The organism is Bradyrhizobium commune (assembly GCF_015624505.1).
GTDB lineage: Bacteria > Pseudomonadota > Alphaproteobacteria > Rhizobiales > Xanthobacteraceae > Bradyrhizobium > Bradyrhizobium commune.
The window spans coordinates 6,286,003-6,310,018 of the sequence record NZ_CP061379.1 but is presented as its reverse complement, the minus strand read 5'-3'; the positions used below and the strand labels follow the sequence as shown (position 1 = coordinate 6,310,018).

Sequence of the window (24,016 nt, the reverse complement as noted above, 5' to 3'; positions counted from 1 at the left end):
CCCCAGGGAGAAGTTGTGGCGCGAGATGCGCGATAGCATCTACGCCAAACTAGCTCTCGTGATTGTGGGTCCCGGCCTTCGCCGGGACGACGACGGAGTTTGGAGCTAGCGTTCGCGACTCACGTTCGCCACAGCCGCATCAACGGCCCGTGGTTGCCCGTCACCGGATCGGCCGGTGGCAGCGGGACTCTCGGAATCGTCTTCAGCGCCCTCGCATGGTTCTCCGGCGTGGCGCGTGTGATCTCCATCCGCGATCCCGGCGGATAGGCGCCGATCACGCAGAAATCATGGCTCGCACTGATGCACTGATGTCCCGTGCCGGCGGGCAGGACCGCGACATCGCCTGCCTTGATCTCTAGCTCCTGGCCATGATCGCCGCCGAAGCGAACGCGGGCACTGCCGCGCGCGACGCCGAGCACCTCATGCACGGTCGCATGATAATGCAGATAATCGTAGACGCCGTTGCGCCACGTGCCGCCCCAATTGTTCGTTTCGAACAGGTTTTCGATGGTTTCTTCCGGCTGCTTGGGATCGAGTTTCACTGCGCCCTGGTAGACCAGAAAGGGGAGGAGATTGTTCGGCACGAGGCCGTCGTCCTCGAACACAATGGCGAGCGGCTCGGCATAGTCGCGGACGACGGACATGGCAGAACTCCTGCTCAAGCGTAGCAGGGATCAACGAGCGGCGTGAGGCGACGTTCCTTTCGTCGTTCCGGCGCGACGCGCGGCGTCGAGCCCGGAATCCATCGTGCGGTAGAGTTCGCTGCTCAATGGATTCTGGGCTCGCGCTACGCGCGCCCCGGAATGACGATTTACGCGCTCTTCTTCTGCCGCATCAGATCCGCAAAACGCTGGAACAAATAGTGCGAGTCGCGCGGACCCGGCGAGGCCTCGGGGTGGTACTGCACCGAGAACACCGGCCTGCCGTCGAGCTGGATGCCGCAATTGGAGCCGTCGAACAGCGAGATGTGGGTCTGCGTCGCGCCCTTCGGCAAGGTCTTCTCGTCCACGGCAAAGCCGTGGTTCATCGAGGTGATCTCGACCTTGCCGGTGGTCTCGTCCTTGACGGGATGATTGGCGCCGTGATGGCCCTGATGCATCTTCCTGGTCTTGGCGCCGACGGCAAGGCCGAGCATCTGGTGGCCGAGACAGATTCCGAATGTCGGCGTGCCCGACTTGATCACGTCCTGGATGACAGGCACGGCATATTTGCCGGTCGCGGCCGGATCGCCCGGGCCGTTCGAGAGGAACACGCCGTCGGGCTTCATCGCCAGAATGTCTTCGGATGAGGTCGTTGCCGGCACCACCGTCACCTTGCAGCCGACGCCGGCGAGCAGGCGCAGAATGTTGCGCTTGATGCCGTAGTCGATGGCGACGACGTTGAATTCGGGCTTGTCCTGCCGGCCAAAGCCCTGCTCCCACAGCCAGGGAGTCTCGTCCCAGGTGAAGCGCTGGCCGGAGGTGACCATCGGCACGAGGTCCATGCCCTCGAGGCCCGGCCATTCGCGCGCTTCTTCCTTCAGGCCATGCAGGTCGAACTCGCCGTGCTTCGCATGCGCGATCACGGCGTTGGGCATGCCCTTCGAGCGGATCAGCGCGGTCAGCGCGCGGGTATCGATGCCGGAGAGGCCGATGATGCCGCGCGCCTTCAGCCAGGCGTCGAGATGCTTGGTGGCGCGGTAGTTCGAGGGATTGGTGATTGCGGTGCGCAGGATCACGCCGCGCGCGCCGGGCGTCGCGGCCATGTTCACCGTCTCGATGTCGTCCTCGTTGGTGCCGACATTGCCGATATGCGGAAAGGTGAAGGTGATGAGCTGTCCGGCATAGGAGGGATCGGTGAGGATTTCCTCGTAGCCGGTCATCGCGGTGTTGAAGCAGACCTCGCCGACGGCATGGCCTTCGGCGCCGAGACCAAAGCCTTCCAGCACCGTGCCATCGGCAAGCACGAGGAGCGCGGTCGGTTTGTGGTCCGGCCAGGCGGGATCGTTGTCATGTTGTGTCATGAGCCCGCTTCATAGTCGCAGCCGACGCTGCCGTCAAAGCGGGAAAGGATGGATTCACATGCGTTTTTGCATATTTGACAGGCCTCCTCAGGGACTTAGGCTGTGTTTGGCAATTTTGCGCCGTTTTGTCCGCTGGCCGGGAAACAATGAACCATGACAGGTCCGGTATGGCCTCTTTCCCGCGAACGGCTTAGATCATGGCGATAGATTGAAGGGATCACGATCATGCTGCGCGACGACATCAACAATGCGGTCAAGGAGGCCATGAAGGCCAAGGACGAGCGCAAGCTCTCCACGCTGCGCATGGTCAACTCGACCATCAAGAATGCCGACATCGAGGCCCGCGGCAACGGCAAGCCGCCGCTGTCGGATGCCGACCTGCTCGGCGTCTTCCAGAAGATGATCAAGCAGCGCCAGGAATCCGTCGAGCTCTACGACAAGGGCGGCCGCGCCGAGCTCGCCGCCCAGGAGCGTGAGGAGATCGCGGTGATCTCGGCCTATTTGCCGAAGCAGATGTCGGATGACGACGTGAAGAAGGCGATCTCGGCGATCATCGCGGAGACCGGCGCGAGCGGCATGAAGGACATGGGCAAGGTGATCGCGGCCTTGAAGGCGAAGTACGCCGGGCAGATGGATTTCGGCAAGGCGAGCGGCCTGGTGAAGGCAGCGCTGTCGGGCTGAGCTGTCATGCCAGGGCGTGCGGAGCACGAACTCTGATGCGCAATTGCGCATCAGAGACTCCATCGTGCCGGCCGGCTCTGTTGCGGAATGACAACGAGAAAATCGGGGAGGCAACGATGACTGCCATCAAACCGTTTCGGATCGCCATTGGCGACGACACCCTCACTGATCTCAAATCCCGTCTCGCCCGCACGCGCTGGCCTGAAGCGGAGCTGGTCGACGACTGGAGCCAGGGCGCGCCGCTGAAATGGATCAAGGAGGTCTGCACCTACTGGGCCAACGGCTATGACTGGCGGGCGCGCGAAGCAAAACTCAATCGCTTCGAGCAGTTCACTACCGAGATCGACGGGCTCGACATCCACTTCCTGCATGCGCGCTCGAATGAGCCATCCGCGCTGCCGCTGATCATCACCCACGGCTGGCCCGGCTCGATCGTCGAATTCCAGAAGGTGATCGCGCCGCTGGTCGATCCTGCCGCGCATGGCGGCAATCCCGCGGATGCCTTTCACGTCGTCTGTCCGTCGCTGCCGGGCTTCGGCTTCTCCGCCAAGCCTGCGACCACCGGCTGGGGCGTCGATCGTATCGCCGCGACCTGGGCCAAGCTGATGGATCGGCTCGGCTATATCAGCTACGGCGCGCAGGGCGGCGATTGGGGCTCGGCGGTAACGACCTCGCTTGGCGCGCAGGATGCGGAGCACTGCGCCGGCATTCACATCACGCTCGCCTTCGGCGCGGCGCCGAAGGTCGAGGGCGAGCCGACGCCGGAAGAAAAGCGTGCGCTCGCCGGGCTCAAGCACTATGTCGATCTCGACTCCGGCTATTCAAAGCAGCAATCGACGCGGCCGCAGACGCTCGGCTACGCGCTGACGGATTCGCCGAGCGGGCAGGCGGCCTGGATTCTGGAAAAATTCTGGGCCTGGACCGATTGCAACGGCCATCCCGAAAACATCTTCACCCGGGACGAGCTGCTCGACAACGTCATGCTTTATTGGGTGACGGAGACCGCCACGTCGTCGGCGCGGCTCTATTGGGAAAGCTTTGGCAAGCGTCGCACCACGCCGGCGGTGAAGGTGCCGACGGGCGTTGCGGTCTTCCCCAAGGAGATCATCACCCCGGTCAGGCGCTGGATGGAGCCGAATTTCGCCAACATCACCCATTGGAGCGAGATGGAGAAGGGCGGGCATTTCGCCGCCTTCGAGCAGCCGGAGCTGTTCGTCGGCGAGGTCAGGAAATTCTTCCGCACGGTGCGCTAAGCCATGCTCACCGAAGCCAAAACTTACGACGAGCTCACCCGCAACTTCCGCTGGGATATCCCGGCGCGCTTCAACATGGCGGAGGCGTGCTGCGACCGTCATGCCGACGGCACCGGCCGGCTCGCGCTGATCTATGTCGACGAGAACGGCGCGACCACACGCACCTCGTTCGACGAGATCGCCGAGATGTCGCGCCGCTTCGCCAATGTGCTGAAGGCGGATGGGCTTGGCCGCGGCGATCGTGTCGCGGTGTTCCTGTCGCAATCGCTGGAATTGCCGATCGCGCACGTAGCGGCGTTCCGCTCCGGGATGATCTCGATTCCCTTGTTCGCGCTGTTCGGCGAGGACGCGCTCGAATTCCGCCTGTCGAACTCGGAAGCCAAGGCGATCGTCACCGACGAAGGCGGATGGGAGAAGCTCGCAAAAATCCGCGATCGTCTGCCGGACCTGAAGAACGTCTATGTCGTCGGCGAACGCGCGCCCGCAGGCGCGAAATCCTTCTGGGACGCAGTGAGGGCCGCTTCGCCCGACTTCGCGCGGGTCGATACGTCGGCGGATGACCCCGCGGTGATCATCTACACCTCAGGCACCACAGGCAATCCGAAGGGCGCGCTGCACGCGCATCGCGTCGTGCTCGGTCATTTGCCCAATGTGGAGATGTGTCACAACTTCCTGCCCAGGCCAGGCGATCTCATGTGGACGCCGGCGGACTGGGCGTGGATCGGCGGCCTCGTCAACGCGCTGTTCGCATTCTGGTATCACGGCATTCCGCTGGTCGGCCATCGCGCGCGAAAATTCGAGCCGCAGGCGGCGATGCAGATGATGGCGGACCTCGGCGTGCGCAACGTCTTCCTGCCCCCGACCGCGCTGAAGTTGATGCGGCAGGCTGGCGTGAAGCATCCGGGCGTCAAGCTGCGCAGCATTTTTACCGGCGGCGAATCGCTCGGCGGTGAGCTGCTCGGCTGGGTGCACGAAACCTTTGGCATCGACGCGCATGAAGTGTTCGGCCAGACCGAGTGCAATCTCGTGATCGGCAGCAATTCCAACCTGTTTCCGATCCGGCCGGGCTCGATGGGGCGCGCGACGCCGGGCTTCGACGTCCGTATCGTCAACGACAAGGGCGAAGAACAACCGCGCGGTCAGCGCGGCATCATCGGCGTGCGCCAGCCGTGCCCGGTCACCATGATCGAATATTGGCGCAATCCGGAGGCGACGGCAAAGAAATATGCCGGCGAATTCCTGCTCACCGGCGATCTCGGCGTGCAGGATGAGGACGGCTATTTCTGGTACGTCAGCCGCGAGGACGACGTCATCACCACCGCCGGCTATCGCGTCGGCCCGTCCGAGATCGAGCACACGCTGATGAAGCATCCGTCGGTGGCGATGGCGGCGGTGGTCGGCATCCCCGATCCGATCCGCACGGAGTCGATCAAGGCCTGGATCGTGCTGCGCCCGGGCTTCACAGCGGGCGACAAGCTCGCGCGCGAGATCCAGGAGTTCGTCAAGGTGCAGCTCGCCGCCCACGAATATCCGCGCTTCGTCGAGTTCGCCGAGACGCTGCCGATGACAGCGACCGGCAAGGTGCTGCGCCGTGAGCTGCGGGCGAAGGGATAAGTTGGCGCCTCGCGGTATCCTTAGACCGCTCTGCATTCCGCCCTCAACGCACACGTGCAAGCTCCGCCTTCTCGCGCTATCATCAGCGCAAGCAACATGCGACAAGGATCGCGCGAGGGAGGAAGCCGATGTCCATTTCGGGCAAGGTCGATCCGGTGGTGCGTCCCGTGGCGGTCGTCGACATCGCCGAGGCGCTGGTCGAGGGCCTGCGCGATTTCCAGGCACTGCCGCTGTATGGTCTCTGCTTCGGCGCGCTCTACGCTGCCGGCGGCATCACCATCATGCTCTGCCTCACCGCCTTCGGCCTCATCTATCTCGTCTATCCCCTAGCTGCGGGCTTCGCGCTGATCGGGCCGTTCGTGGCGATCGGCCTTTACGAGGTCAGCCGCCGCTGCGAGCGTGGCGAGCCGGTCTCATTCGCTGCGATCTGGTCGACCATTCGCTCGCGCAGCGAGATCGGCTGGATGGCGTTCGTCACGCTGTTCGTGTTCGTGATCTGGATGTACCAGGTGCGGCTCTTGATCGCGCTGCTGCTCGGGCTGCATGCGACGTTCTCGAGCCTGCAGGAATTCATGACGGTGGTGCTCACCACCAATGAGGGTCTGCTGTTCCTCGCGATCGGCAACGCGGTCGGCGCAGCGTTGGCGATGATCCTGTTCTCGCTGACTGTGGTGTCGTTTCCGCTGCTGCTCGACCGCGAGGTGGATTTCGTCACCGCGATGGTGACGAGCGTGCGCGCGGTGGTGACGAGCCCCGCACCGATGATCGGCTGGGCTGTGGTGATCGTGATGCTGCTGATGGTCTCGGCGCTGCCGTATTTCCTCGGGCTGGTGGTGACGCTGCCGGTGCTTGGGCATGCGACCTGGCATCTCTATCGGCGGCTGGTGGTGCCGGTGGCGTAAGAGAGAAGCCGAACGCAACGGCGGCGAGTTATTCGCCCATTGCCAGGCGGCGAACGCCTGATGAGGTCAGTTCGAGCTCGCCGAGCCGCCTGATCGCATAACCCAGCTTGGCCAGGCGTTCGCCGTGCGCTTGCGGAATCTCGCCTTGCGCCTTGCCCTTGCCGACCTCGGCCAACGACGTAAATTCGTCGGCGCTGAGCGCAGTGGTGCTATCTGTCATCAGGCAACCTCGTCGGTCCATACCTTGAAATTGAGCAGGGTATTGGGACCAAAGGTCTGGGTGATCGGGACGTCCGCGGCATCACGTCCGTACGCGATCAGCACGCGGCCGATCCGCGGCGTGTTGTTGCGCGGATCGAACATGTGCCAGCGTCCACCGATGAAAGCCTCGAACCAGCCCGCGAAATCTCCTGCGGCCCACGGACGCGGCGTGCCGATATCGCTGAGGTAGCCGGTGCAGTAACGCGCCGGGATGTTCATGCAGCGGCAGAATGCAATCGCGAGATGGGCGTAGTCGCGGCACACGCCCTTGCCTTCGTCGTAGGCTTCCCGCGCCGTCTTGGTCGCACGCGCGTGTTCATAGCCGAACGTGATGTGGCGATGAACGAAATCGCAGATGGCCTGGACCCGCGCCCAGCCGGGTGGCGTCTGTTCGAATAATTTCCATGCGATATCCGACAGGCGATCGGTCTCGCAGTAGCGGCTGCCGAGCAAATAGGCCAGCGTGTCGGCCGGTAGCGCTTCGACGGCGTGCTGTATCGCGTTCGGAAACACTGGGTCAGGCAAGCCGCTGTCGCGAACGATGCCATCGCCGGCGAGGCGGAAGGCTCCGGCCGGCGCCACGGTGCGGCTGCACCAATTGCCGAAGAGGTCGCGAAAAGGATTGATCGCCACCGAGGGGCTGGTGGTCAACAGGTCGGGCACGATGACATCGGAGGCGCGCGTAAAGTGCGTGCCCAACACCATGATCATAGGCGTCGGCTGCGGGAATTCGTACAGCATCTCGAACCCGACGCGGAGCTTCATACGAGAGACTTTCCCTTGGCTGAGCTCCCAACATGGCTACGAAGCGGTCGAACACAAGGCTCAAACGCCCTTATTCGATCGAGATCGGCATTTGGCGATCCAAAAGCACCGCGTCTGCGAGAAAACGATAGCTAATTGCTGCGATTGCGCGCACGGTGCGCGAATGTCGGACAGATCGGTCGTCTCGGCGCACACGCGGCGCCACGATTATGCGCGCGACGTGAAACGGCTCATTCCTCGCACCGGCGGAGCCGACTCATCGCAACGGCAATCGTTGTGGATCTTGCCCGTTCCCGCGGGTGGGTCGGACGCGGCAGGCTCGTGCCGCAGATGCCTGACAGATTCCGTCGCGTTTCGGCATTGGGTCGAACGCCCACCGAAAGCACCTGATGCAAACTCTCTCTCCACGGCACGTCAAGACAGACGAAGCGCTCCGCCTCGGCGTGGAGTCGGGCTGGTACGCGATCAAGGTCAGTGGGACCTTTGTCTCGGGCCCGCACGCCTCGGAAGGCGACTGTCGTCGCAGGATCGACGAGATTGATCCGCCGCCAGTGAAAAAGAAGCGATGAGGGCGCAGGGGCCGGCCGCTACGGCGTCTTGATCCCCATCGCCTTCAACGCTTCGAGCATCTTCACCGGCGGCGCAATCTTGATCTGCGGCGCCCTGCCGGTTTCCAGCAGGCTCTTCAGCCCCGACAGGATCGCGGGCCAGCCGGTGCGGCCGCCCGATAGGATGTCGTCGCTGAGCTCGCGGTCATGGCGTTCGCTCATGGTGAGGCGGACGGCTTCACCGGCTTGCTCGATCTCGTAGGTGACGAGCGTGGTGCCGAGCTTTGCGACGAGGTCGGGCCAGTTGACGTTCCAGGTCACGGTCAGCTTGTTCGGCGGATCGTATTCGAACACCTCGCCGGAGATGTGCTCGGAGCCATCAGGGGCACGCACGATGAAGGTGCCGCCCAGTGTCGGCTGCATCTCCACCGCAAAGCCGGAAAAGTATTTGTGGCTGAACTCCGCCGAGGTCAGCGCCTCCCACACCTTCTCCGGCGTGGACGCGATGTAGATGGTGTAGACCGTCAGCGGCTTGAACTGGTCGAGGTTCATTTTGCATCAAACCCCTTGTTGAGCGCAGCGCGCGGAATGTCGAGCAGCTTGCCGGTCTCGAGCAGGCTCTTGAGCTGCGATAGGATCGCCGGCCAGCCGTTGGAAACGGCGCCGAGATATTTGCCGCCCTCGACAAAGCCGTCATGTAACACGGTCAAACGCACGACCGGGCCGAAGGGTTCGATCGTGAAAAGCACCCGCGAGATCGGCTCACCGCGCAGCTCCTCGTATTTGTGGTGCTTGAAGCTGTAGGATAGGCGCCGCGGCGGATCGGCCTCGAGGATCTCGCCTGAGTCGGTGATCTCGCCCTCGAGCAGGAGCGCAAAGGGCGAACCGACCTTCCAGTCCGATCTCACTTCGGCGCCGAACCAGTACTGCCTTATGAACTCGCTGGACGTCAGCGCCTGCCACAGCTTTTCCGGCGTGGTTTCGATGTAGGTCACATAGACGAATTGCGGCTTACTCATCGCGCTTCTCCAACTGGCGTTTCAACTCGCTGAGCGCGGCGAGCTTGCCGCGCTCGAATTTTTTGATCCAGCGTTCGCCGATCTGATGGATCGGCACCGGGTTGAGATAATGCAGCTTCTCGCGGCCATGCCTGATCGTCGTCACCAGGTTGGCCTCTTCCAGAATGACAAGGTGCTTTGTGACGGCCTGGCGCGTCATTGCGAGGCCCTCGCAGAGTTCGTTCAGCGTCTGGCCGTTGTTGGCGTGAAGCCTGTCCAAAAGCGACCGTCGTGATGCGTCGGCGAGCGCTTTGAAGACCTCATCCATGGTGGCGATAATAGGCAACCAAATGGTTGCATGTCAAGTCGTGACTTCCGTTCCCGCCCTCGCCATGCATTAATGAGCGCACTGCCCCGAGCCGAGTCCTCACCATGATGTCCATGCAAGCCTATCTCGCCTTCGTCGCTGCCTGCATTGCGCTCGCGCTGCTGCCGGGACCGATCGTCACCCTCGTGATCGCCAACGGTCTGCGCCACGGCACGCGCGCGGCGCTGACCAATATTCTCGGCGTGCAGCTGGGGCTGCTGATCGTGATTGGCATCCTTGCGGTGGGCCTCACTTCGCTGATGGCGACGATGGGCTATTGGTTCAACTGGGTGCGCTTTGCGGGCGCAGCCTATCTGGCCTGGCTCGGGATCAAGCTGATCCGCTCTCCGGTTGAGGGCGTCGACACCGACGCGCCACCGCCTCCCCCTCGCGGCGGCTTCCTTTTGCAGGGCTTTGTCGTGGCGTTGTCGAACCCGAAGCTGCTGGTGTTCTTCGGCGCGTTCATTCCGCAATTCATGGACATGAGCAAGGATCACCTGTCGCAGGTCTTGGTGCTCGGAATAACCTTCATGGTGCTCGCCGGCTTGACGGACGGGATCTACGCGCTGCTCGCCGGTCAGGCCCGCAGCTTTTTCTCGGCCCGCCGCACCCGCATGATGTCGCGTGTCTCCGGCGGCTTCATGATCGGCGGCGGCATCTGGCTGGCGCTGACAAGGGCGAAGTGAGGCCTACGCCAGCCGCTCCGCCCGCAGCTCCACCTCGATCTCCTTGAAAATCCGCGCCAGCCGTTCGGCCCATTGCCGCTCGCCGGATTGATCCGCGATCAGATCCTGGCGGATCTCGATGCCGGTGTTGACGAGGCCGCGGGCCTCGCCGTGCACGGGGATGGTGTAGTCGGTGAGGTCGTTCACCGCGTAAGGCTCGTTGTCGCCGACGACGAGGTCGCTTTCGGCGCGCAGGTGTTTCAACAGCAGTTTTGGCAGCACCGTGTCGCGATGGTAGAGCGCGCCGATGTGCCAGGGCCGCGCAACGCCGGCATAGACCGGCGTGAAGCTGTGCAGCGACACCAGCACGGTCGGCCGCTGCGCTTGCACGCGGCCATCGATCACGGCGTCGATACGGCGATGATAGGGCTCGAAAATCTCGCGCCGCCGCGCCGCGCGCTCCTGGTCCGAAATGCCCTCGTTGCGCGGGATCGCGGTTGCCTCGGAAATCACGGGGATCGAGCTCACCGCGGCCGGCGGGCGATTGCAGTCGATCACGAGCCGCGAATAGCGCTGCGCGATCAGATGCGCATCGAGCATCTCCGCCAGCCGCTCGGCAACGCCGGCAATGCCGATGTCCCAGGCGATGTGCCGCGTCAGCTCACTCTCGGAGACGCCGAGATCGCCGAGCGCGCGCGGCAAAATCCGTCCGTAGTGATCCGAAGTGAGCAGGAACGGCGATGTGCCTGCCGCATCCACCTCATGCACTGGCGGAATGTCACCTTCGCCGAGCAGTTGATCGGTCACGTCCGCTGTGTCTAAAGCCATCAAGATTGCCTATGGAAAAAGCAGTCACACCAACAATTGGGCAGGAATCGCTATAGAATGACCCGCCCAAAATCACCATGATTGACTGACGATGCCGCTGCTCACGATTCATCACAAGACCAATTATCGCTACAACCGCCCCGTGGCGTTCGGCGAACACCGAATCATGCTGCGTCCGCGCGACGGGCACGATCTGCGCGTGCTCGACTCCCGGCTTCGTATCTCGCCAGAGCCGATGTCGTTGCGCTGGATCCACGACGTGTTCGGCAATTCGGTCGCGATCGCCACTTTCGATGAGCGGGCGGACACGCTGACCTTCGACTGGCACGTCACCGTCGAGCACAACCCGGTCGAGGAGTTCGCGCTGACGCCGGACGATCCGGCTTTCTTCTATCCCTTCGTCTATGACGACGAGGAATTCCCGGATCTCGTCCAGTACATCACGCCGCAATATGCCGATCCCGACGATGAGATCGCGGAATGGGCGCGTGGCTTCCTCGACGAGGAGGCGCCGTCGCCGACCTTCAAGATCCTGAGCGGCATGACGCATGCGATCCGCAAGCAGTTCAAATATCGCAAGCGCCACGAGCCCGGCACGCAGCATCCGCTCGACACTTTGCAGTCGGGTACGGGAACTTGTCGGGACTATGCGCTGTTTATGATCGAAGCGCTGCGTCATCTCGGCTTCGCCGCGCGCTTCGTCTCCGGCTACATTTTCGTGCCGGAGGACATCGAGGAACATCATGTCGGCGGTGGCTCGACGCATGCCTGGGTGCAGGTCTATCTGCCGAGCGCGGGCTGGATCGAGTTCGATCCGACCAACGGTATCATCGGCACGCGCGACCTGATCCGGGTCGCGGTCGCCCGCGATCCGCGCCAGGCGGTCCCGCTGCATGGCATCTATATCGGCTCGGAGGAAGCCTTCGAAGCCATGGACGTGAACATCAAGGTGGTCTCGGACGACCAAAGCAGTGACGAAGAGTTGGAGGAAGAGGTTTCCTAGATGCAGATCAAGGTCGGCTTCGAGATCACCTACGCGGCAGTGCAGCCGACACCGATGGTGATCATGCTCAACATCCACCCCTCGCGGTCTGCCGACATCGTCGGCAAGGAGACGGTGGTCGCGAAGCCCGACGTTCCCATCCGCTTCTATCGCGACGGTTTTGGCAATGTGTGCGGCCGCCTGGTGGCACCGGCCGGCGGCGTGACGCTGAAAGGCAATGCGCGGGTGCGCGACACCGGCCGGCCCGACGAGGTGATGCCGAGCGCGCAGCAGATTCCGATCGAGCAATTGCCGAACGAATTGCTGCTCTATCTGATGCCGAGCCGCTATTGCGAGACCGACAAGCTCACCGACATCGCCTGGTCGCTGTTTGCGAAAACCAAACCTGGTTGGGATCGCGTCGCCGCCATCACCGAGTTCGTGCACAAGCACGTCACCTTCGGCTATGAGCACGCCCATTACATGAAATCGGCGCACGACGTCTACGAGCAGAAGAAAGGCGTCTGCCGCGACTTCGCGCATCTCGCGCTCACCTTCTGCCGCTGCATGGGCATTCCCGCGCGCTACTGCACCGGTTACATGGGCGACATCGGCATTCCTCCGGAGCCGTGCCCGATGGATTTTTCAGGATGGTTTCAGGTCTGGCTATCCGGCAAATGGTTCACCTTCGACGCCCGCCACAACACGCCCCGCATGGGCCGCATCCTGATGGCCACTGGCCGTGACGCCGCCGACGTCGCGCTCTCGACGAGCTTCGGCCGGATGGAGTTGAAGAAGTTCGTGGTGGTGAGCGACGAGGTGGTGAGTGAGGGCGCGGTGAAGGCGGGGTGAGGGGGCGCGCGCGTCATTGCGAGCTTGCGATAGCGATGTCAGGCGCAATGTTTCCACAACGTCGTCCCGGCGAAGGCCGGGACCCATACCGCGTGATCTTTCGGTGAAGCGCGGTGTTAATACCGCGAGGATAACCTCTTCAACGCCAGTCTTCGTCAAACTGCTCCCTGGGGTTATGGGTCCCGGCCTTCGCCGCGACGACACCGAATATGTAGCGCTGTCGCTCCGCAAAATTCGCGGCTATAGACACCCCCATGACCTCCGATCGTCTCTTTGTCTACGGCACCTTGATGCGCGGCTTCGACCATCCGATGGCGCGGCTGCTCTCGCAGCATGCGGATTTCGCAGGCGAAGCGACCTGCCGCGGCCGGCTGTTCCTCATCAAGCATTATCCGGGCTTGCTGCTGTCTGACGCGCCGTCCGATCTCGTCCACGGCGAGCTCTTCCATTTGCGGACACCCGACGAGCTGCTGCGCGAGCTCGACATGTACGAGGCCTGCGGCGAAGGCTTTCCGGAGCCGACCGAATATCTGCGCCAGCTGATCGAGGTGACGCGCGCGAATGGTGTGAGCGAGAAGGCCTGGACCTACATCTACAATTGGCCCGTCACCGATCTGCCGCGCATCGAGTCGGGGCGGTTCTTGGACCACTAGGCTGACAGCACTTCCTTCACGACGCGAACATCCACCTCGCGCTCGACATAGGTCCATTCTTCCGTTCGTCGCAGCATCGCGACCAGCTCCTCGAACAGCGAGGCATGCGCGGGGGCGAATTCGAACCAGGTGAGGAAATCGAAGGGCTCGCCGAGGTCGCGGCAGTGATAGAGCTGCCGGGCGATGGCAGGCAGGAAGCGCAGGCTGCTCGCAATGTGATGCGATCTGTCCTCGAATATTTTGCGCCGCTCGTCCTGCGTCAGCTCCCACCAGGCCTGCGACTTGCGGATCGGGATCAGCGCCGCGCAAGTGGCCTCCATCCGGCCGAGCCCGGCCTGCACCGCGGTGAGCTTCTGCTTCTCGGCGCGCTCGGTGTAGCGCAGCGTGCTCGCCACGCCGACCAGCCGCCAGGCGTTGCGCGAAGGCACCAGCGGCAACGACACGGCATCGCTGTCATTGACCGACAGCGCCGGCATGAAGGGCAGGGGCTCACCCGTCACGGGCGAAACCGAGGTCACGCGCCAGCCCCCGCTCTGGCCGCCCCGAAACGTCCTGAACATGGCTTATGGAAGCGTGGAACCGGGCGGGGTTCAAGGATTCTCTCCCGTCATTCTGGCGCGAACTCGGAATCCTGGGAGAAAATAGCTTCGTGGCTCGATGCGTCGCATCGCCCCGGAATGACAAGATCGCGGCTCAAGCCCGCTTCTTCGGCTTGGACTTCTGCTGCATATAGGAGCGCAGCACCGCATTCATGCGCCGTTGATAGCCCTCGCCTTCGCGCTTGAAGAAGTCCAGCACGTCCTCGTCGAGGCGGATGGAGATGGCCTTTTTCCTGGGTGGGACAACCAAGACAGCATCCGACCAGTCGATATCGATCGGTACCGCATCGGGATCGTTGGCGACAGCCTTGGCGATGTCTTCATCAGTCAGCGCGTCGACGCGCGCCCAATCAGTCTTTCCCCTCCGGGGGGAGTCCCTTGAAACGATTGTAGTATTTCTTCCGCTCGTCGCGTCGTGCCCGCCGGACCGAGATGAGCCAGCAGACCGCCCCGCGGAGCGCGCAGGCGACCGCGATTTCTCGCCCGTCGATGTAACCGAAGATTTGGTACCTGACTTCGTCATTGCGATCCGACCGGCGGATGAAGGTATAGCCGTCGAGAATTCCGCGCGCGTCCTCGAAGTCGATTCCGTGAGTTCGCAAGTTGGTCGCTCGCTTCTTCGGATCCCATCCGAATTCGCGAACGCCCGCAAACAGCCGTTGCACGTCTTCCGCCATAGCGATGCCCCCGACAATAGGAGGTTGCGATACCTGCGTACCGCCAAGAGTTCGCTATAACGGATTCGAAGCTGCTTTCCCGGCAAAGACCAATTCAGGTTGGCCCCTGTTTCGACCGTATCTCGGCTAAGATGTGTATATACACACGTATGGCAAAATTGTCAAAAGCTGTTGCGGATGCGTAGGGTACGCTGCCTGTGCATAGGTCGAATAACCCGGATAAGCCGGACAAACCTGGCCTTTAGCCGGCCCGCACCTATATCCCTGATCCTTCGCCCGACTCAGACGGTTTCGCGCTACACACACGCCATGGCCATGCGCTTCACGCCCCAATTTCTCGACGAGCTGCGTGCCCGGCTTTCGGTCTCCGAAGTCGTGGGCAAGCGCGTCAAGCTGAAGAAGGCGGGGCGGGAGTGGAAGGGGCTGTCGCCGTTCCAGCAGGAAAAGACGCCGTCCTTCTACGTCAACGATCAGAAGGGTTTTTACCACGACTTCTCCTCCGGCAAGCACGGCGACATCATCAATTTCGTGATGGAGACCGACGGCTTGCCGTTCGCGGAGGCCGTCGAGCGGCTCGCCAGCATGGCGGGGCTGCCACTGCCGGCGGTGACACCGGATGCGGCGCGGCACGAGCAGCGCCGCCGCACGCTGCATGACGTCATGGAGCTTGCAGCCAAGTTTTTCTCTGAGACATTGGCTTCGCGCGTCGGCGCCAAGGCGCGCGGCTATCTTGCCGATCGCGCGATCTCGCCGGCGACACAATTGCAGTTTCGTCTCGGCTATGCCCCGCCCGATCGCTTCGCGCTGAAGGAGCATCTCGGCAAGCTCGGTGTTTCCGTCGAGGACATGGTCGAGACCGGGCTCCTCGTGGCCGGCGACGACATTCCCGTGCCCTATGACCGCTTCCGCGATCGCGTGATGTTTCCGATCGCGGATCTGCGCGGCCGCGTCATCGCCTTCGGCGGACGCGCGCTGGAGAAGGACGTTCCGGCCAAATACCTGAACTCGCCGGAGACGCCGCTCTTTCACAAGGGCGACAATCTCTACAATCACCAGACCGCGCGCAAAGCCACGCATGACGGTGCGCCGCTGATCGTGGTCGAAGGCTATGTCGACGTCATCGCCATGGTGACGGCGGGTTTTTCTGGTGCCGTCGCGCCGCTCGGCACCGCGCTCACCGAAAGCCAGCTCGCGCTGCTCTGGAAGATGGCGGACGAGCCGATCCTCTGCTTCGACGGCGACCGCGCCGGACAAAAGGCGGCCTATCGCGCCGCCGATCTCGCGCTGCCGTTCCTCAGCCCCGGAAAAAGCCTGCGCTTTGCGCTGCTGCCGGAAGGGCAGGACCCCGACGATCTCGTGCGCTCCGGCGGGCGTGGTGCGATGGAAGAGGTGATCGCGGCGGCGCGTCCGCTCGCCGACATGATCTGGTTGCGCGAGCTCGAAGGCGGCAACTTTGCCACCCCCGAGCGCCGCGCCGCGCTGGAAGCGCGCATCAAGGAATTGTCCAACGGCATCCGCGACGAAGTCGTGCGGCGCTATTATCGCGAAGATCTCGCACAGCGGCTTCAGCGCACCTTTTCGCCGGACGGCAACCGCGGCGGCTTTGCCGGCCGCGGCAATTTCCGCGGCAACGCCAATCGCCCGTTCCAGCCCCGCGCCGGGGGAGGTGCGAATCGATTCGGTGGCCAGGGATTCAGCGGCCAAGGGTTTGGCGGAGGCCGCCGCGGCGCGCCGGGTCCGACCCTGCTCCCCTCCGGCCCCTACCAGGCGGCCAGTCCGCAGCTGGCGGCGAGCCCGATCATGCGGGGCCAGCGCAGCGCCATTTCCCGCCGCGAGGCCCTGATCCTGCAAAGCCTGATCAACCACCCCTGGCTGCTGCATGATCACCTCGAGGAGGTCGCCGCCCTGGAGTTCGTCCACCCCGAGGCCCACAAGCTCAGGGCCGGCATCATCGCCGCTTTCGCCAACGATCATCACCACTCGCCGGACCCCGGCGAGCAGGCCGAGAAGATGCGGGGCGACATCGAGAAGGGCGAATTTTACAAGATTCTTCAGAGGGTTGAGGGTGGCATCACCACCGCCGCGGTGTGGGGCGCGCGCGAGGGCGCGGCCCGGGACGACGTTCTTGCCACCTGGCATCAGCTCGTCGCCTTGCATCGGCAATACCATTCACTACTTAGAGAGCTGAAGGACGCCGAGCTGGCCTTGGGGGAGGACCCCAGCGAGGCCAGTTTGGCATGGCTGCGTGACGTCAAGGCCCGGCTGGCCGAGGTCGACGGCACTGAGGCCCTGATCGAGGGTTTTGGCGAGCTGTCGGGTCGGTTCCAGAAGAGCGTGTGATGAAAGAATCATGCGGACGGCCGGGCTAGGCGCCGCTAAAAGACTCGCCAAATCCGTGGTTTGGCGGCAAAACAGGGTTAATCGAGGCTTAACGGTCTTGTAGCACTTTGGCCCCGCGGCCGCAGGCAGAACAGACGCGTCAGGAATGAATCCGCGCAATAGCTGTTGGCACTTCACCTGCATCCGCCGCGACAAAGAGGCTCACGAAGCGTTAGGCAAATCCGGCGAGAGAAAGGTCGGGGTGGCGATATCTGTGCGCGCCGCCCTTTCCGTGTCGAGATCTGACGAAGCGAGAGCGTCGAGCAACAGGTTCAAGTGATTTCACGCGGGCGCGCGCACGTCTGCATGAAACGCGTTTAGGAGCAATGGATGGCCACCAAGGCAAAGACGCTGCAGGCGAAAGACAAGGAAAAAGACGACAAGGCAGCGGACGCTCCGGAGAAGGATTCCCAGGACGCGCCGTCGCCGTTGCTCGATCTGTCTGACGCGGCAGTGAAGAAGATGATCAAGCAGGCCAAGAAGCGCGGCTTCGTGACCTTCGATCAGCTCAACGAAGTTTTGCCGTCCGACCAGACCTCGCCCGAGCAGATCGAGGACATCATGTCCATGCTCTCGGACATGGGCATCAACGTCACCGAAGCCGACGATTCCGAGGCCGAGGACGACAAGGACGAGGGCGGCGAGGACGAGACCGATAACGAGCTCGTCGAAGTCACCCAGAAGGCCGTCACCGAGGTCAAGAAGAGCGAGCCGGGCGAGCGCACCGACGATCCCGTGCGCATGTATCTGCGCGAGATGGGCACGGTCGAGCTGCTCTCCCGCGAAGGCGAAATCGCGATCGCCAAGCGCATCGAGGCCGGCCGCGAGGCGATGATCGCGGGCCTGTGCGAGAGCCCGCTGACCTTCCAGGCCATCATCATCTGGCGCGACGAACTGAACGAAGGAAAGATCTTCCTTCGCGACATCATCGATCTCGAAGCGACCTATGCCGGCCCCGACGCCAAGGCCGGCATGAACACCGCGATGATCGGCGCTCCCAATGGCGAGAACGGCGAAGCCCCGGCCGAAGGCGGCCAGGCCGCAGCCGCCGTCGGCGCGCCCGCGCATGTCGCGCCGCCCGCAGCTCCCCCGGCGCCGACCCCGTTCCGCGCGGCACCTGGCGCCGGTGAGGCCGAAGGCGGCGAGGAGAAGGATCCGGGCGAGGCCGCGGCCGAGTCCGACATGGACGACGACGAGTTCGAGAACCAGATGTCGCTCGCGGCGATCGAGGCCGAGCTCAAGCCGAAGGTGGTCGAGATCTTCGACAAGATCGCCGACAGCTACAAGAAGCTGCGCAAGCTTCAGGAGCAGGACATCCAGAACCAGCTCCAGAACGAGTCGCTCTCGCCGCACCAGGAGCGCAAGTACAAGAAGCTCAAGGACGAGATCATCGTCGAGGTGAAGTCGCTGCGCCTGAACCAGGCCCGCATCGATTCACTGGTCGAGCAGCTCTACGACATCAACAAGCGCCTCGTCTCGCATGAGGGCCGCCTGATGCGGCTTGCCGACAGCCACGGCGTCGCCCGCGAGGATTTCCTGCGCAACTACACCGGCTCGGAGCTCGATCCGCGCTGGCTCAACCGTGTCTCGAAACTCTCGGCAAAAGGCTGGAAGAACTTCGTCCATCACGAGAAGGACCGCATCAAGGACCTTCGCCACGAGGTGCATCAGCTCGCGGCGCTCACCGGCCTCGAGATCGTCGAGTTCCGCAAGATCGTGCACTCCGTGCAGAAGGGCGAGCGCGAAGCCCGCCAGGCCAAGAAGGAGATGGTGGAAGCCAACCTCCGTCTCGTGATCTCGATCGCCAAGAAGTACACCAACCGCGGCCTGCAGTTCCTCGACCTGATCCAGGAAGGCAATATCGGCCTGATGAAGGCGGTCGACAAGTTCGAGTACCGCCGCGGCTACAAGTTCTCGACCTACGCCACGTGGTGGATCCGGCAGGCGATCACCCGCAGCATTGCCGACCAGGCGCGCACCATCCGCATCCCCGTGCACATGATCGAGACGATCAACAAGATCGTGCGCACCAGCCGCCAGATGCTCAACGAGATCGGCCGCGAGCCGACCCCGGAAGAGCTTGCCGAAAAGCTCGGCATGCCCCTGGAGAAGGTGCGAAAAGTCCTCAAGATCGCGAAAGAGCCGCTGTCGCTCGAGACGCCGGTCGGTGACGAGGAGGATTCACACCTCGGCGATTTCATCGAGGACAAGAACGCGATCCTACCGATCGACGCCGCGATCCAGTCGAACCTGCGCGAGACCACCACGCGCGTGCTCGCCTCGCTCACCCCGCGCGAAGAGCGCGTGCTGCGTATGCGCTTCGGCATCGGCATGAACACCGACCACACGCTGGAAGAAGTCGGCCAGCAGTTCAGCGTGACGCGCGAGCGTATCCGCCAGATCGAGGCGAAGGCGCTGCGGAAGCTGAAGCATCCGAGCAGGTCGAGGAAGCTGCGGAGCTTCTTGGATAATTGATCTGAAGGCCATTATTGGCTTCCAAAACGGCGGGCGTGAGCCCGCCGTTTCTTGTTTGGGTCATCGCTGTGGGCGTAGCCGGATAACGTCTTCTTCGCGGGGCTTTCGATTGCCACTACCCCATACATTTTCAATCTTGCCGACCTTGGCGAGGTCGACACAAATGTCCTTAACGTTTGTTTCTCGCAACATGAACGGTTGCAGTAGGGCGGGGACGACTTGCGAAAACTTGAGCGCCCCTTGTTGGACAAGCAACTCCAACATGTGGTCGGCGGCTAATCGCCTTTGTTCGGCAACGATTTCCTCCACCGTTGCTTCGCTTAATTCGGCGCGATGACCTGCAAACATATCTGCAACGTTTAGCCGCTCTTCTCTTTTTGCTTCAATTGCGTTCGCCCGACTTTTCGCGTGCCTTCGCAGTGCCTCATATTCAATCCGACGGAATGTCTTTAATCCTTCAGCGCTCTTCGTTCCGTATGCGATGAAGAAATGCGGGCGCTCGGCCGTCGCCTTGTCGATCTTTGTGGACACCACAAATTCGAAATTTCCAGCTTTTTGGAGTGTGTCGCGGAATAGCTTTTCGACGGCAAGGCCGCGAGGAATATCTCGATCAAGACGATTGGGCCAATCAGGTCCGCCCAGAATGGGAGCCAGCGACTCAATGGTTTCCGGGTCCGGGCTATGTGCAAATCGATTGATAAAGTCGTACATGAAGTTGATCAGCACCTCGCACTTGGCTCGCGCAAATAAAGGTCTGATCTTGTCGAATGGATAACCTTTCCATCCGGTGGGGTCGATGAATATCAGAGGGAAGGATGTGCCAACGAAAGATCGAATTGCGCCGACCGCATCCTCGAAGTTGCCTTCGTAAGTTTTGATTTCGAAGCCGTCCTCAGGTCTATGGAATTCGGCGACCGCGCTCGCCAGCAGGGAATACGCCTTTGCGTTCTTCTCGGAAAAGAAGCATTTGATCTGTCGTCGGTTTCCCGTTCGCGCTAGCACTTGGCTTTGAGCGTCCTTCAGGACGTGGATTGCGATCATGAAAGATGAGTCGCTAAAGTCTTCGGTCTTGGATTCCCATGGACCTGAAAAGCCATCGACATAAGTCACGTCAGAAAAATTCAATACCTTAAACGCGAGCGCCTGAAGGTAGCTTTTCAAAATAAAATGCTTGGCCTTGGTCTGCTCGCGACCGAAGTAAGGGTCGGCCACAACTAAACCTCTCTATTCGGCTGCCTCTAACAGCCTGGTCCGAGAAATTCGCGGGTATTGATTCCATTCGCGGCCCTTCAGGAGCCGCCCGCCAGACTTCGGTCGGGTGCCGCCCCATTGTTTGAAGAAGAAAGCAACCTTCGCGGTTCGACATTGATCGCGAATTTCGATTGCCCACTCCTCCGCCATTGGCCGTGCGCGTGGGCCGCTTTCCCCACCGACAATCGCCCAATCGATTCCTTCGAGGTCAAGCTTGCCGACAGGACCAAGCAGGGGCTCGAACGAAACGAACTTCGTCGACGCGCGCGCGGCGTGGAGATGCTTTAGTCGAACTGCATTCTGGGCGTCCTCGATAGATACGCCTAACCAAATGTGAGGAGGAGCCCTTTCCGCGCGATATCGATTTAGGAGATATCGCGTCATGAGCGAACTGCGTTTCGTCAGTACCTGAAATGTATGCCAATTGGCGGTCTCCATCGTCTTGAAGATGGAGTCGATGAATGACTTCGGTATCTCCTTGTGAAAGAGGTCGCTCATGGAGTTAACGAAGATGCGTCGCGGCTGGCGCCAAGTGAGCGGTTGCTCTAGCCGTTCTGGACGCAGCTTAAGATCAAAGCCGGATTCGAATGGATGACCAAGCACGCCTCTAAACCGCTCCGAAAAGCGCTCCGCGTAGCAGAGGTCGCAGCCACGTGTAATCTTCGTGCATCCGGTGACCGGATTCCACGTGGCGTCAGTCCACTCAATTTGGGTCGAGGCAGCCATATACCCACCATAGAACAAAAAGAGAACATAGTCTAGGCCTATAAAGACGTATCAAAAATCAGCACTACCTGGAGTTAATATAGCCTCCGCGCAACGCTCGCTCGATTCAAGATTCTTGAGGTCTGCTTCGCCGCACCCGGTCATGTCGAGTCCTAGCCTCACCATCTACTACAACACCCGATGCCCGGTCTGCGACGCCGGCATCGACTGGCAGCGCAATAAGCTGCTGGCGCTGGTGCGCAGCGGCACTGTCGAATTCAGGGACATCAACGAGCAGCCCGATGCGCTGGCGCGGTTTGGCGCCTCGCTCGACGACATCAGGCGGCGCCTGCATGCGACCGATGAGGCCGGTCGGCTCATCGTCGGTGCGGATGTCGCGATCGCGCTGTGGCGGTTGACACCCGGCGAGGGGTGGCTCGCGGCGCTGTTCGGCAATCGCGTGGCGCTGCCGGTCACGCGGTTTGTCTACGACCGGTTTGCCGATCTGCTGTTTGCCTGGAATAAATGGTGCGGGCGCTGGTGAGCGTGTGCCGCTGCCGTCCTACTTCTTCTTCGCCCCGACCCGGTCGAGGCTCTTGATCTCCAGCGGCGGGCGGCCGCTCTTTTCCGCGATCTCGCGGTCCTGCTCCATGATGAAGCTGCGCGCGGGTTCGTCGCCGTCGAGGCCGCCGAGTAATTCTGTGGGCACGCGCCGGTTGGAGCGTTGGGTGCCGTCCTCATAGAGGACGTTGAAAAAGGCGAATTCGCCCTTCGGGTTGGTTCCGGGTTTTTTGGCCATGGCGGCTTGTCGTCGATCAGGGCGCCGCAGTCAAATGACTTCGCGCTGTTGTCGACATCCTTCGCGACCGGGAATACCGGCGGAGCTGCTGGGTTGTGCTGGCTGCGGCCGGTAGGGGCCTGGTGCCGGCGAGCGGCCTCTCATCTCCGAGCGGCCTGTCACCTCGATAAACGGCGGGCCGATAAGCCCGCCGTTTATTGTTGGTCGTCAGCGTCGCCCGGGGCTGGCAGGGCAACAACTTGAGATAGAAGGCTATCGCTTGTGCTCTGTGATGGCAAGGTAAATCGTCGTGGTGTTGATGTCGCAGCAAGCGCACCAGATATGCAGTTGACGTCATCGCGGGTTCCCACAATTTCGTGAAGCAGGTGCTCGGATCCTCGAAATAGCTTGTTCATCTTGCCGCGCTTTCGCAACGCAGCGAGAACGCGCGCAGTGGCCGGGATTGAGCTGTGGCCTGCGGCCATGCGCAGCGGGACGCAGGAGCGGAATTTACGTGTCGTCGGGCATGATGATGGATCGCACGACGCTCGAAGGATGCGGCTCGGGCAGGCCGCCAACGCCCGGAGTCTGCGATGTCAGCACTATACCCCTGTTTTGCCCGACGGATCAACTCCGATTCGGAAAAATCGCAGATGCCGCCGCCGTACTCCTACTGTGCATGGGGTTGTTTTGCGGTTTTTGTTTCGGCGCAGTCGGTCGCGGGCACCGATCGGGCAAGCGTCGTGCTGCATGCACAAGCTCTCATCCCGCGCATGCGGATCAAAGTCGTTCGTGCGTTGCACACATCACATTGGCCGGGCGCGCCGCGGCATGACGGGGCGTTACGGCGCCACCAGCTCCACGCGCCTGTTGAGCGCGCGGCCCGCGTCCGTTGCATTTGACCCCACAGGGGCCAGCAATCCGACGCCGGCGGTGCGCAGCCGGGCTTGCGCAATCCGAAAGCTCTTCACGAGTTCCGCGGCGACCGCTTCGGCGCGGCGCTTCGACAGGTCGAGATTGTACTCATAGGCGCCCTGGCTGTCGGTGTGGCCGACGATGAAGACGTTGAGCTGCGGCTGGCCGGTCAAGAGCTTTGCGATCTGCTCCAGCGTCGGTCGGCTCTCGGGCTTGAGCACGGCCTTGTCGGTGTCGAAATAGATGCCGTAGAGCGCGATGTGGCCGGCCTCGCCAAGGCCCTTGGCCATCGCGGCGGCGTCGACCATCTTGTTGGCGATGGCGCCGAGCTCGGCGACGGTGACTTGTGCGGTGATCTCCTGGTTGTTCTGGCTGACGAGGACGCTGGCATAGGTCTCGCGCCCGCCTTCGCTCTTGCGGCCGGCAAAATAGCGGTAGTTGAAGCCGTCGACCCACATCTGCGGCACCGGCAGCGTGTCGATGCTTTCGATGAAGGGAATCGCGCCACAGGCGTCGGTATCGCAGGCGAGCAAGGTCTCGAAGCCGGCCTTCGCCAGCGGCGTCTCGAAATTGCGCGACACTTCCAGGATCGAGGGGCCCGGGTTGGTGCGGTAGGCGATGCGGAAGATGCGGCCTTCGAGCCGACGTGCATCGGTCGGCTGGCCGTCCTTGAAGGCAGCCGCCTGCATCCGCGTCGCGTCAAAATCCTTCATGACATAGCCGGTGATGACGCTGCCCGCGAACCGGCCGATGCCGGGATAGTCGCGGCTGCCCGCGACGTCGCGCATCTGTGCGGAGGCTGGAGCGATGACGCAAGCCGAAAGCAGGATGGCGAGAAGGAGGTTTCGCGAGGGCATCGGCATCTC

The 24,016-nt window shown here is 62.4% G+C and carries 27 protein-coding genes; 12 read left to right on the top strand and 15 right to left on the bottom strand.

Annotated features, from left to right (window positions below):
- Positions 1–119: 119 nt before the first annotated feature.
- Both IC761_RS29575 and carA read right to left on the bottom strand, forming a co-directional pair.
- Positions 120–644: a cupin domain-containing protein gene (locus tag IC761_RS29575; protein WP_195800196.1), complete on the bottom strand. Its 525-nt coding sequence runs from the start codon at positions 642–644 to the stop codon at positions 120–122.
- A 167-nt stretch (positions 645–811) separates the two neighbouring features.
- Entirely contained in the window at positions 812–2,002 is a 1,191-nt protein-coding gene (gene carA, locus IC761_RS29570) for a glutamine-hydrolyzing carbamoyl-phosphate synthase small subunit (protein ID WP_195800195.1), read from the bottom strand.
- A 225-nt stretch (positions 2,003–2,227) separates the two neighbouring features.
- On the opposite strand from carA, the gene IC761_RS29565 reads away from it, so the two are divergent.
- The 4 genes from IC761_RS29565 to IC761_RS29550 all read left to right on the top strand — a co-directional run bounded on the left by IC761_RS29565 (position 2,228) and on the right by IC761_RS29550 (position 6,452).
- Positions 2,228–2,683, top strand: a complete 456-nt coding sequence (locus IC761_RS29565; RefSeq protein ID WP_195800194.1) for a GatB/YqeY domain-containing protein — start codon at positions 2,228–2,230, stop codon at positions 2,681–2,683.
- Between the two features lie 116 nt (positions 2,684–2,799).
- Entirely contained in the window at positions 2,800–3,936 is a 1,137-nt protein-coding gene (locus IC761_RS29560; protein ID WP_195800193.1) for an epoxide hydrolase family protein, read from the top strand.
- Between the two features lie 3 nt (positions 3,937–3,939).
- On the top strand, positions 3,940–5,550 hold the full coding sequence (locus IC761_RS29555; RefSeq protein WP_195800192.1) for an acyl-CoA synthetase: 1,611 nt from the start codon (positions 3,940–3,942) through the stop codon (positions 5,548–5,550).
- 128 nt (positions 5,551–5,678) lie between these two features.
- A complete protein-coding gene (locus tag IC761_RS29550) occupies positions 5,679–6,452 on the top strand; it encodes a DUF2189 domain-containing protein (protein ID WP_195800191.1) in 774 nt (257 codons plus the stop codon).
- A 28-nt stretch (positions 6,453–6,480) separates the two neighbouring features.
- Here IC761_RS29550 and IC761_RS29545 read toward each other — a convergent pair whose 3' ends face one another.
- Complete coding sequence (locus IC761_RS29545; RefSeq protein WP_195800190.1) at positions 6,481–6,672, bottom strand: hypothetical protein; 192 nt, start codon at positions 6,670–6,672, stop codon at positions 6,481–6,483.
- The gene (locus IC761_RS29540; RefSeq protein WP_195800189.1) at positions 6,672–7,478 is read right to left on the bottom strand and encodes a transglutaminase-like domain-containing protein; all 807 of its coding nucleotides are present in this window, start codon (positions 7,476–7,478) and stop codon (positions 6,672–6,674) included. The genes IC761_RS29545 and IC761_RS29540 overlap by 1 nt, the downstream gene beginning before the upstream one ends.
- A gap of 389 nt (positions 7,479–7,867) precedes the next feature.
- On the opposite strand from IC761_RS29540, the gene IC761_RS35985 reads away from it, so the two are divergent.
- Entirely contained in the window at positions 7,868–8,047 is a 180-nt protein-coding gene (locus IC761_RS35985; protein WP_246791352.1) for a hypothetical protein, read from the top strand.
- An 18-nt stretch (positions 8,048–8,065) separates the two neighbouring features.
- On the opposite strand, the gene IC761_RS29535 is transcribed toward IC761_RS35985, so the two are convergent.
- The 3 genes from IC761_RS29535 to IC761_RS29525 are packed head-to-tail and all read right to left on the bottom strand — an operon-like array spanning position 8,066 to position 9,352.
- The gene (locus tag IC761_RS29535) at positions 8,066–8,578 is read right to left on the bottom strand and encodes an SRPBCC family protein (protein ID WP_195800188.1); all 513 of its coding nucleotides are present in this window, start codon (positions 8,576–8,578) and stop codon (positions 8,066–8,068) included.
- Entirely contained in the window at positions 8,575–9,045 is a 471-nt protein-coding gene (locus IC761_RS29530) for an SRPBCC family protein (protein WP_195800187.1), read from the bottom strand. The genes IC761_RS29535 and IC761_RS29530 overlap by 4 nt, the downstream gene beginning before the upstream one ends.
- Positions 9,038–9,352, bottom strand: a complete 315-nt coding sequence (locus IC761_RS29525) for an ArsR/SmtB family transcription factor (protein WP_195800186.1) — start codon at positions 9,350–9,352, stop codon at positions 9,038–9,040. The genes IC761_RS29530 and IC761_RS29525 overlap by 8 nt, the downstream gene beginning before the upstream one ends.
- A gap of 107 nt (positions 9,353–9,459) precedes the next feature.
- Between IC761_RS29525 and IC761_RS29520 the strand changes: the two genes are divergently transcribed.
- Positions 9,460–10,077, top strand: coding sequence for a LysE family translocator (locus IC761_RS29520; RefSeq protein ID WP_195804801.1), 618 nt, complete (start codon positions 9,460–9,462; stop codon positions 10,075–10,077).
- A gap of 3 nt (positions 10,078–10,080) precedes the next feature.
- Here IC761_RS29520 and IC761_RS29515 read toward each other — a convergent pair whose 3' ends face one another.
- Positions 10,081–10,884, bottom strand: coding sequence for an N-formylglutamate amidohydrolase (locus IC761_RS29515; protein ID WP_195800185.1), 804 nt, complete (start codon positions 10,882–10,884; stop codon positions 10,081–10,083).
- 91 nt (positions 10,885–10,975) lie between these two features.
- Here IC761_RS29515 and IC761_RS29510 point away from each other — a divergent pair, with 91 nt between their 5' ends.
- The 3 genes from IC761_RS29510 to IC761_RS29500 all read left to right on the top strand — a co-directional run bounded on the left by IC761_RS29510 (position 10,976) and on the right by IC761_RS29500 (position 13,371).
- The gene (locus tag IC761_RS29510; RefSeq protein ID WP_195800184.1) at positions 10,976–11,887 is read left to right on the top strand and encodes a transglutaminase family protein; all 912 of its coding nucleotides are present in this window, start codon (positions 10,976–10,978) and stop codon (positions 11,885–11,887) included.
- The gene (locus tag IC761_RS29505; RefSeq protein ID WP_195800183.1) at positions 11,888–12,718 is read left to right on the top strand and encodes a transglutaminase-like domain-containing protein; all 831 of its coding nucleotides are present in this window, start codon (positions 11,888–11,890) and stop codon (positions 12,716–12,718) included. It abuts the gene before it with no gap.
- A 254-nt stretch (positions 12,719–12,972) separates the two neighbouring features.
- Positions 12,973–13,371 (top strand): gamma-glutamylcyclotransferase family protein, encoded by a 399-nt coding sequence (locus IC761_RS29500; RefSeq protein WP_195800182.1) that lies wholly within the window; start codon positions 12,973–12,975, stop codon positions 13,369–13,371.
- Here IC761_RS29500 and IC761_RS29495 read toward each other — a convergent pair.
- From IC761_RS29495 to IC761_RS35980, 3 genes are all read right to left on the bottom strand, one after another.
- A complete protein-coding gene (locus tag IC761_RS29495; protein ID WP_195800181.1) occupies positions 13,368–13,931 on the bottom strand; it encodes a chlorite dismutase family protein in 564 nt (187 codons plus the stop codon). The two genes, IC761_RS29500 and IC761_RS29495, sit on opposite strands and share 4 nt — an antisense overlap.
- 133 nt (positions 13,932–14,064) lie before the next feature.
- Positions 14,065–14,241 carry a BrnA antitoxin family protein gene (locus IC761_RS36215; protein ID WP_438265152.1) on the bottom strand — a complete coding sequence of 59 codons (177 nt, stop codon included), beginning with the start codon at positions 14,239–14,241 and terminating at the stop codon, positions 14,065–14,067.
- Positions 14,242–14,320: 79 nt separating this feature from the next.
- Complete coding sequence (locus IC761_RS35980; protein ID WP_246791351.1) at positions 14,321–14,647, bottom strand: BrnT family toxin; 327 nt, start codon at positions 14,645–14,647, stop codon at positions 14,321–14,323.
- Between the two features lie 315 nt (positions 14,648–14,962).
- Between IC761_RS35980 and dnaG the strand changes: the two genes are divergently transcribed.
- Positions 14,963–16,987, top strand: a complete 2,025-nt coding sequence (gene dnaG / locus IC761_RS29485) for a DNA primase (protein ID WP_195800179.1) — start codon at positions 14,963–14,965, stop codon at positions 16,985–16,987.
- A gap of 369 nt (positions 16,988–17,356) precedes the next feature.
- Positions 17,357–19,501, top strand: a complete 2,145-nt coding sequence (gene rpoD, locus IC761_RS29480; protein WP_195800178.1) for an RNA polymerase sigma factor RpoD — start codon at positions 17,357–17,359, stop codon at positions 19,499–19,501.
- A 60-nt stretch (positions 19,502–19,561) separates the two neighbouring features.
- Here the strand turns inward: rpoD and tcmP are convergent, their stop codons facing one another.
- Together tcmP and IC761_RS29470 are read right to left on the bottom strand one after the other, a co-directional pair.
- On the bottom strand, positions 19,562–20,713 hold the full coding sequence (gene tcmP / locus IC761_RS29475; RefSeq protein ID WP_195800177.1) for a three-Cys-motif partner protein TcmP: 1,152 nt from the start codon (positions 20,711–20,713) through the stop codon (positions 19,562–19,564).
- 12 nt (positions 20,714–20,725) lie between these two features.
- Positions 20,726–21,478 carry a DUF5131 family protein gene (locus IC761_RS29470; protein WP_195800176.1) on the bottom strand — a complete coding sequence of 251 codons (753 nt, stop codon included), beginning with the start codon at positions 21,476–21,478 and terminating at the stop codon, positions 20,726–20,728.
- 142 nt (positions 21,479–21,620) lie between these two features.
- Between IC761_RS29470 and IC761_RS29465 the strand changes: the two genes are divergently transcribed.
- A complete protein-coding gene (locus IC761_RS29465; protein ID WP_195800175.1) occupies positions 21,621–22,001 on the top strand; it encodes a thiol-disulfide oxidoreductase DCC family protein in 381 nt (126 codons plus the stop codon).
- 18 nt (positions 22,002–22,019) lie between these two features.
- On the opposite strand, the gene IC761_RS29460 is transcribed toward IC761_RS29465, so the two are convergent.
- Together IC761_RS29460 and IC761_RS29455 are read right to left on the bottom strand one after the other, a co-directional pair.
- The gene (locus IC761_RS29460) at positions 22,020–22,256 is read right to left on the bottom strand and encodes a hypothetical protein (protein WP_195800174.1); all 237 of its coding nucleotides are present in this window, start codon (positions 22,254–22,256) and stop codon (positions 22,020–22,022) included.
- A gap of 821 nt (positions 22,257–23,077) precedes the next feature.
- Positions 23,078–24,013 (bottom strand): OmpA family protein, encoded by a 936-nt coding sequence (locus IC761_RS29455; RefSeq protein WP_195800173.1) that lies wholly within the window; start codon positions 24,011–24,013, stop codon positions 23,078–23,080.
- Positions 24,014–24,016: the final 3 nt, after the last annotated feature.

Coding starts and splice junctions, on each gene's coding strand:
- IC761_RS29455 (WP_195800173.1), bottom strand. CDS start 24,013: ATGCCGATGCCCTCGCGAAACCTCCTTCTCGCCATCCTGCTTTCGGCT.
- IC761_RS35985 (WP_246791352.1), top strand. CDS start 7,868: ATGCAAACTCTCTCTCCACGGCACGTCAAGACAGACGAAGCGCTCCGC.
- IC761_RS29520 (WP_195804801.1), top strand. CDS start 9,460: ATGTCCATGCAAGCCTATCTCGCCTTCGTCGCTGCCTGCATTGCGCTC.
- IC761_RS29565 (WP_195800194.1), top strand. CDS start 2,228: ATGCTGCGCGACGACATCAACAATGCGGTCAAGGAGGCCATGAAGGCC.
- rpoD (WP_195800178.1), top strand. CDS start 17,357: ATGGCCACCAAGGCAAAGACGCTGCAGGCGAAAGACAAGGAAAAAGAC.
- IC761_RS29505 (WP_195800183.1), top strand. CDS start 11,888: ATGCAGATCAAGGTCGGCTTCGAGATCACCTACGCGGCAGTGCAGCCG.
- IC761_RS29555 (WP_195800192.1), top strand. CDS start 3,940: ATGCTCACCGAAGCCAAAACTTACGACGAGCTCACCCGCAACTTCCGC.
- IC761_RS29575 (WP_195800196.1), bottom strand. CDS start 644: ATGTCCGTCGTCCGCGACTATGCCGAGCCGCTCGCCATTGTGTTCGAG.
- IC761_RS29515 (WP_195800185.1), bottom strand. CDS start 10,884: ATGGCTTTAGACACAGCGGACGTGACCGATCAACTGCTCGGCGAAGGT.
- IC761_RS29460 (WP_195800174.1), bottom strand. CDS start 22,256: ATGGCCAAAAAACCCGGAACCAACCCGAAGGGCGAATTCGCCTTTTTC.
- IC761_RS29495 (WP_195800181.1), bottom strand. CDS start 13,931: ATGTTCAGGACGTTTCGGGGCGGCCAGAGCGGGGGCTGGCGCGTGACC.
- IC761_RS29540 (WP_195800189.1), bottom strand. CDS start 7,478: ATGAAGCTCCGCGTCGGGTTCGAGATGCTGTACGAATTCCCGCAGCCG.
- IC761_RS29550 (WP_195800191.1), top strand. CDS start 5,679: ATGTCCATTTCGGGCAAGGTCGATCCGGTGGTGCGTCCCGTGGCGGTC.
- carA (WP_195800195.1), bottom strand. CDS start 2,002: ATGACACAACATGACAACGATCCCGCCTGGCCGGACCACAAACCGACC.
- IC761_RS29545 (WP_195800190.1), bottom strand. CDS start 6,672: ATGACAGATAGCACCACTGCGCTCAGCGCCGACGAATTTACGTCGTTG.
- IC761_RS29470 (WP_195800176.1), bottom strand. CDS start 21,478: ATGGCTGCCTCGACCCAAATTGAGTGGACTGACGCCACGTGGAATCCG.
- IC761_RS35980 (WP_246791351.1), bottom strand. CDS start 14,647: ATGGCGGAAGACGTGCAACGGCTGTTTGCGGGCGTTCGCGAATTCGGA.
- IC761_RS29535 (WP_195800188.1), bottom strand. CDS start 8,578: ATGAACCTCGACCAGTTCAAGCCGCTGACGGTCTACACCATCTACATC.
- IC761_RS29525 (WP_195800186.1), bottom strand. CDS start 9,352: ATGGATGAGGTCTTCAAAGCGCTCGCCGACGCATCACGACGGTCGCTT.
- IC761_RS29465 (WP_195800175.1), top strand. CDS start 21,621: ATGTCGAGTCCTAGCCTCACCATCTACTACAACACCCGATGCCCGGTC.
- dnaG (WP_195800179.1), top strand. CDS start 14,963: ATGCGCTTCACGCCCCAATTTCTCGACGAGCTGCGTGCCCGGCTTTCG.
- IC761_RS29500 (WP_195800182.1), top strand. CDS start 12,973: ATGACCTCCGATCGTCTCTTTGTCTACGGCACCTTGATGCGCGGCTTC.
- IC761_RS29560 (WP_195800193.1), top strand. CDS start 2,800: ATGACTGCCATCAAACCGTTTCGGATCGCCATTGGCGACGACACCCTC.
- IC761_RS29510 (WP_195800184.1), top strand. CDS start 10,976: ATGCCGCTGCTCACGATTCATCACAAGACCAATTATCGCTACAACCGC.
- IC761_RS29530 (WP_195800187.1), bottom strand. CDS start 9,045: ATGAGTAAGCCGCAATTCGTCTATGTGACCTACATCGAAACCACGCCG.